The organism is Nocardia coubleae NBRC 108252 (genome assembly GCF_001612805.1).
GTDB lineage: Bacteria > Actinomycetota > Actinomycetes > Mycobacteriales > Mycobacteriaceae > Nocardia > Nocardia coubleae.
Window position 1 is genome coordinate 131,533 of sequence record NZ_BDBD01000018.1, and the last position, 7,434, is coordinate 138,966.

A 7,434-nucleotide genomic window follows, 5' to 3' on the forward strand; every position below is an offset into this window, starting at 1 on the left:
CATGGCGCACACCTCGGCGACGGTCGGCGGTGCAAGGTAGAGATCTATGCTGTGTCCCGTTCGGCCTCGTCGGACGCGAGAGGTGTATTGGTCTGTGGAAAGCCCCCGCCGCGCTGGCCGTGAACGTCGTCGAACCGGCGGCCGAGCGCTGTTCGGCCAGTTGCTCACGGCTGCTGTCGAGTCCGCAGCCGATTCCGTCGCGCTGCGCTACAACCCGACCGGTATGCCCGGCGCCGAGCAGGTGCTCACCTACCGTGAGCTCGACGAACGCTCCTCGCGGCTGGCCCGTGAACTGATCGGCCGTGGTGTCGGCGCGGGCGACGTGGTCGCCGTCGGCATCTCCCGCTCCATCGAATCGGTGCTCGCGGTGTGGGCGGTCGCCAAGACCGGCGCCGCCTACGTGCCTGTAGACCCGGCCTACCCCGGCGACCGGATCGCGCACATCGCCGTCGATTCCGGCGCCACCCTCGGCCTCACCACGGCCGCCCACCGGGCGAGCCTCGGGACCAGCCTGTATTGGATCGAACTGGACGACCCCGTCGTCGCCGAGCGCATCTCGGCGCACCCCGCGCACGCGGTGAGCTACGCCGACCGGGTGCGCCAGATCGACCCGGCCCACCCGGCCTACGTCATCTACACCTCCGGCTCCACCGGCAAACCCAAGGGCGTGGTGGTGACCCACGCGGGTCTGGCCTCGCTGGTCGCGGCCGAACGCGAGAACTTCGGGGTGGGCCCGGATTCGCGAGTGCTGCACGTGTGCTCGCCGAACTTCGACGTCTCGGTGCTCGAGCTGCTGCTCACCTTCGCCTCCGGTGCGACGCTGGTGATCTCGCCGCCGCGCGTGTTCGGCGGTTTCGAACTGTCGGATCTGCTGCGCCGCGAGCGCGTGACCCATCTGCTCATCACGCCCGGCGCCCTGGAGTCGGTCGACCCGGCCGGGCTGCCCGACCTGCGCACCGTCGTCGTGGCGGGCGACCGGTTCGGACCGGAACTGGTCGGCCGCTGGGCGGTCGACGGCCGCAACTTCCACAACGGTTACGGGCCGACCGAGGCGACAATTCTCGCCACCAGCACCGCCGCCCTGCACCCGCACGAGCCGATCACGCTCGGCACCGCCGTGCCCGGTATGGGCCTGTTCGTGCTCGACGCGCGGCTGCGGCCGGTGCCCGCGGGCGTGGTGGGCGAGCTCTACCTCTCGGGTCCGGCGCTGGCGCAGGGGTATCTCGGCAAGCCCGGGCTCACCGCGCAGCGGTTCATCGCCTCGCCGTTCGGGCCGGGCAGGCTCTACCGCACCGGCGACCTGGTGCGTCGCGTGGAATCCGGTGCCACCCTGGAGTATCTCGGCCGCACCGACTTCCAGGTGAAGGTGCGTGGGTTCCGCATCGAGCTCGGCGAGATCGACAACGCCCTCACCGCCCATCCCGACCTCGACTACGCCGTCACCCTCGGCAAGTCCATGCCGTCGGGGGCCACCGGTCTCGTGTCGTACGTGCTGCCGCGTCTCGGACGCACGGTCGACACCGGCGAACTGGCCGAATTCCTCGCCGAATCACTGCCCGCGTACATGATTCCGGCCGTCATCATGGTCCTGGACAAGCTGCCGCTGAACTCGGTCGGCAAACTCGACCGCGCCGCGCTGCCGACCCCGGTGTTCACCGCTCGCGGTTTCCGCGCGCCCGCCACCCCCGCCGAGCAGGCCGTCGCCGATGTGTTCGCCGCCCTGCTCTTGCGCGACGGCGCGGGCCGGGTCGGCGCCGACGACGACTTCTTCGAGCTCGGCGGCGACTCGCTGCTGGCCGCCCAGGCCGTCGCCCGCATCGGTGCCGCACTCGACGTGCGGGTGCCGGTGCAGGCCGTCTTCGAGGCGCCGACCGTCGCCGCGCTGGCCCAGCGCGCCGAACAGCAGCGGACCTCGGCGGGCGCGCTGGCGCTCGTCGCCCGGTCGCGACCCGCACAGATCCCGCTGTCCTACGCCCAGCAGCGGATGTGGTTCCTCAACCGGTTCGACCCGTCCTCGGCTGTCGACAACATCCCGCTCGTCCTCCGCCTGAACGGGCGCCTTGATCTGCCCGCCCTGCAAGCCGCGATCGGTGACCTCGCCACCCGGCACGAAGTGCTGCGCACGGTGTACCCGGCCATCGAGGGTGTGGACGGCCCGGTGCTGGAAGGCCACGGCCACCAGCTCATCCTCGCGCCCGGCGATCCGCTGGCCACCCCGGATTTCGAGGTCGTCGCGATCGAGGAGGCCGAGCTGGCCGACGCCGTCGCCGACACCGTGCTCACCGGTTTCGACGTCACCGCCGCGCCGCCCGTGCGGATCCGCATCTTCGAACTCGACGAGTTCGAACACGTCGTGGCGTGCGTGATCCACCACATCGCCGCCGACGGATTCTCCTTCGCCCCGCTCACCAGGGACCTGCTCACCGCCTACGCCGAGCGACGCGGCGGTGGCGCACCGCAGTGGCCGCCGCTGCCGGTGCAGTACGCCGACTACACGCTGTGGCAGCGCGAACTGCTCGGCAGCGAGGACGACCCGCGTTCGCTGCTCGCCACCCAGATGGCGTTCTGGCGTGACACCCTCGCCGGCCTGCCCGAACAGCTGGAACTCCCCGCCGACCGGCCGTGCCCCGCCGTCGCGAGCCACGAGGGCGACCTGCACCACATCCATGTCCCGGCCTCGGTGCACGCGGGCCTGCAGAACCTCGCGCGCGAACACAACGCCACCGTGTTCATGGTGGTGCACACCGCGCTGGCGTTGCTGCTCGCGCGCCTGTCGGGCACCCGCGACATCGCCATCGGCACCCCGGTCGCCGGGCGCGGCGAGCAGGCGCTCGACGAACTCATCGGCATGTTCGTCAACACCCTCGTGCTGCGCACGGAGATCGACCCGGCGGTGTCGTTCCGGCAACTGCTCATCGACGTCCGCGCCCGCGACCTGGCGGCTTTCGGCCACGCCGACGTGCCGTTCGAGCGTCTCGTCGAACTGCTCGAGCCGGTCCGTTCGACGTCGCGGCATCCGCTGTTCCAGGTGATGCTCACCTTCCAGAACCTGGCCCGCACCGACCTCGAACTGCCCGGGCTCACCGTCAGCGACGGTGATTTCACGGTGCCGATCGCCAAGTTCGATCTGCAGGTGGAGGTCGCCGAACACATCGGTGACGACGGGGCGCCGCAGGGCATGGCCGTGTCGTTCGGGTACGCCACCGACCTGTTCGATCGCGGCACCGTCAGCGATTTCGCCGATCGGTGGGCGCGGGTGCTCGGCACCATCGTCGCCGATCCGACCCTGCCCGTCGGGGATATCGATGTCCTCGCTCCCGGTGAGCGCGAACTCGTGCTCCGCGAGGGCAATTCGCCCGGTGTGCCGGTTCCCGAGGTGACCCTGGTCGACCTCCTCGCCGCCCAGGCGCGGCAGCGGCCCGACGCCGTCGCGGTGCGGGCGGGGGAGCGGTCGCTGAGCTTCGCCGACCTGTTCGGTCAGGCCTCGGCGCTGGCCCGCGCACTCATCGCCCGCGGCGCGGGTCCGGAAACCCTTGTCGCCGTTGCTGTGCCACGCACCGAGGAACTGCCGGTCGCGCTGCTCGCGGTACTGCTGTCGGGCGCGGGCTATCTGCCGATCGACTCCGGATACCCGGCGCAACGCCTCGAGTACGTGGTCGACGACGCGAAACCCGCTGTGCTGCTTGCCTCGTCGTCGGAATACGACGTCCTGCGCGAGGCCGGACACGGCTGGGCGTCGGCATTGCCGGTGGTGCTGCTCGACGAGCGCGCCCTGCATTCCGACGCGCCGCTGCACTCGTCCGAACGTCACGCTCCGCTGCGTCCGGATCATCTGGCCTACGTCATCTACACCTCCGGTTCCACCGGTCTGCCCAAGGGCGTGGCGGTGAGCCACCGCAATGTGCTCGAGCTGTTCGCCAATACCCAGGTGCTGTTCAGCTTCGACGTCGACGACGTGTGGACGGTGTTCCACTCCTTCGCCTTCGACTTCTCGGTGTGGGAGCTGTGGTGCGCGTTGGCGGGCGGCGCGTCGGTGGTGGTCGTCGACCACGTCACCTCGCGCTCGCCGATCGAGTTCCGCGCCCTGCTCGCCCGCGAACAGGTGACGGTGCTGAGCCAGACACCGACCGCCTTCGCCCAGCTCGACGAGGCCGACCGCGCCGCCCAGGCCGCGGGCGCCGCCCCGCTCGCGCTGCGCTACGTGATCTTCGGTGGCGAGGCGCTCGACCCGCGCAAACTCGTCCGCTGGTACGACCGGTACGGAAACAGCCCGGCCGCACCGGAACTGGTGAACATGTACGGCATCACCGAGACCACGGTGCACGTGTCGCACCTGGCTCTCTCGCCGCAGCCGTCGGCGACCGCGGGCAGCGTGATCGGTCGCGCCCTGCCGGGTCTTTCGGTCGCGGTGCTCGACGACCGGCTGCGTCCGGTGCCCTTCGGCGTGGCCGGTGAGCTCTACATCGCGGGCAACCAGGTGACGCGCGGCTACCTCGGCAAGCCGGGCCTGACCGCGACCCGTTTCGTCGCCGACCCGTACGGTCCGCCCGGCTCGCGCCGCTACCGTTCCGGCGACCTCGGCCGCTGGGTCAGCTTCCGTGGCACCCCGACCCTGGAATACGGCGGTCGTGGCGACCAGCAGGTGCAGTTGCGCGGCTTCCGGATCGAGCCGGGCGAGATCGAGTCGGCGCTGCTCGGCGTCGCCGGTGTCGGGCAGGCGGCGGTGGTCGTGCGTGCCGACGAACACGCGGGCGACCGGCTGATCGCGTACGTCGTCCCGGTGGCGGGGGCAGACCTCGACCCGGTGGCCGTCCGCGCGACCGTCGCCGAATTCCTCACCGGGTACATGGTTCCCGACGCCGTGATGGTGGTGGCCGGGCTGCCGCTCACCGCGAACGGCAAGCTCGACCGGGCCGCGCTGCCCGCCCCCGAGTTCGCCTCGGCGGCGACGTTCCGCGCGCCGACCACCCCGATCGAACAGAGCGTGGCCGAGGTGTTCGCCACCCTGCTCGGCGTGCCCGAGGTCGGCCTGGACGACAACTTCTTCGATCGCGGCGGCAACTCGCTGCTGGCGACCCGGGCCATCGCCCGCATCGACGCCGCCCTGGCCGCCGACCTGGTGGTGCGCGACCTGTTCGAGGCGCCGACCGTGGCCGCCCTGTCCGCGCGGGTGCGCCCCGGCGCGGTCACCAACCCGCGCCCGCCGCTGGTTCCAGCCCAGGATCGGGGCGTCATCCCGCTCTCGCCCGCCCAGCAGCGCATGTGGTTGCTCAACCGCATCGACCCGGATTCCCCGGCCTACAACATCCCGCTGGTGCTTCGCCTGCGCGGCGCGCTCGACACCTCGGCACTGCGCTACGCCGTGGCCGATGTGCTCGAGCGGCACGAGGCGCTGCGCACCCGTTTCCCGGCCGACGCACCGGGCGAGCTGCCGTACCAGGAGATCCTGCCGGTGAGCGCGGTGCTGCCGGGCGGGCTGCCGATCGAGACCTGCGACGACCCGGCCGAACGGGTGATGCGGCTGCTGGCCGGTGGTTTCGATGTCACCGAGCGAGTTCCGTTGCGCGCGTGCCTGTTCACCGTGCCCGACACCGACCCGCTGGCCGAGGAGGAGCATGTCCTCGCGGTGGTGGTGCAGCACATCATCGCCGACGGTGCCTCCCTCGCCCCGCTGGCCCGCGATCTGGTGATCGCCTACCGCGCCCGCGTGGAGGGGCGTTCGCCGAGCTGGGCGCCGCTGCCGGTGCAGTACGCCGACTACGCGCTGTGGCAGCGCGCGGTGCTCGGCGACGAGAACGACGAGAGTTCCACCGCCGCACGCCAGCTCGCGTTCTGGCGGACCACTCTGGCCGGTCGCACCGGAACCATCGAGCTGCCGCACGACCACCCGCGTCCGCCGCAGGCCTCGCTGCGCGGTGCCGATGTGCGGACCACGCTGCCCGCCGACGTGCACGCCGGGCTGGCCGAGATCGCCCGCGAGCACAACGCGTCGCTGTTCATGGTCGTGCACGCGGCGCTGGCGGTGCTGCTCGCCCGGGTGAGCGGCGACACCGATATCGCCATCGGCACGCCCATCGCCGGGCGGGGGGAGCCGGAGCTCGACGACCTGGTCGGCATGTTCGTCAATACGCTGACCCTGCGCACCGAGGTCACGCCGCAGCGCGGTTTCGCCGAATTCGTCGACACCGTGCGCGAAGTCGACCTCACCGCGTTCGCCCACGCCGACCTGCCGTTCGAGCGGATCGTGGAGGAGGTGGCGCCCACCGGCGCCGTCTCGCACAACCCGCTGTTCCAGGTGGTGTTGTCGTTCCACAACAACGAGACACCGATCCTGCGGCTGCCTGGACTCACCATCGAGGCGATGGACTCCGCCGCCCGTTCGGCCAAGTTCGACCTGCAGGTGAACGTGGAACCCACGCACACCGCCACCGGCGAACCTGACGAGGTCGGTGTCGTGTTCACCTATGCGACAGATCTTTTCGAGGAACACACCGTCGCCGCGCTGGCTCGTGGCTTCGGCGAGATCGTCGCGGCCGTCGCCGCCGATCCCGCGGTGCGGGTGGGCGATATCGACCTGCGCGATGCCAGGGAGAAGGAACGCGAGCTCACCGCCGCGGCCTACGCGCCCGCCCCGTCGGCCAACGGCGCCGCGCTGGCCCAGGAACTGGCCGCCGCCGTGGAAGAGGACCCCGACGCGCCTGCCCTCGACCTGGGCGACGCCGAACTGAGCTACCACCAGTTCGACGCCCGCTCCTCACAGTTGGCGCGGTCGCTGATCGCGCGTGGTGCGGGACCGGGCAACGGTGTCGCGATCCGGCTCGACCGGGGTGCCGAGGCCGCCATCGCCGTGTGGGCGGTGCTCAAGGCGGGGGCGGCGGTGGTGCCGCTGCTCACCATCGACGCGCCACTACCGGACGGGCTGGAGGTGAAGCTGGGGCTGAGCCTCGACATCCTCGACCCGCCCGACGCTCTGGACTGGTACGACCTGGCCGACCCGGCCCTGCGGGCCGAACTGGCCGCCGAGTCGCCACGCCCCATCGGCTACGCCCACCGCACCCGCGCCCTGCGCGGCGACGACGTGGCCTTCGTCGGTGGTGGCCGGGTGCTGAACTACGACGAGCTGGCCGGTGCGGCCGAGCGGATCGCGCAGCGTACGGGTCTGAATTTCGAATCACGGACCCGCACGGCGGGCAGGCCGGATTCGGTGGCCGGGGTGCTCGAACTGGTCGCGGCTGGAATCGCCGGTGCGGCAGTTGTTTTGGGGTCCGGTGACGACGGCGCCGACGAGGTGAGCCATGTGTTCACCGAATCGGCGGTCGCTGTCGCCGAACCAGGGGAAGGTGCCGGTGCGACGATCGTCGCGTTGAGTGAGATGATCGGCAACGCCGGCCGGTCGCAGCAGCGGCGTGCGGTGGCTGGGATGGATGGATAGGT

The 7,434-nt window shown here is 71.3% G+C and carries 1 protein-coding gene; it reads left to right on the forward strand.

The window, feature by feature from the left end; translation table 11 throughout:
- Positions 1-94 precede the first annotated feature (94 nt).
- Positions 95-7,432: a non-ribosomal peptide synthetase gene (locus tag NCO8_RS17815; protein WP_167353298.1), complete on the forward strand. Its 7,338-nt coding sequence runs from the start codon at positions 95-97 to the stop codon at positions 7,430-7,432.
- Positions 7,433-7,434: the final 2 nt, after the last annotated feature.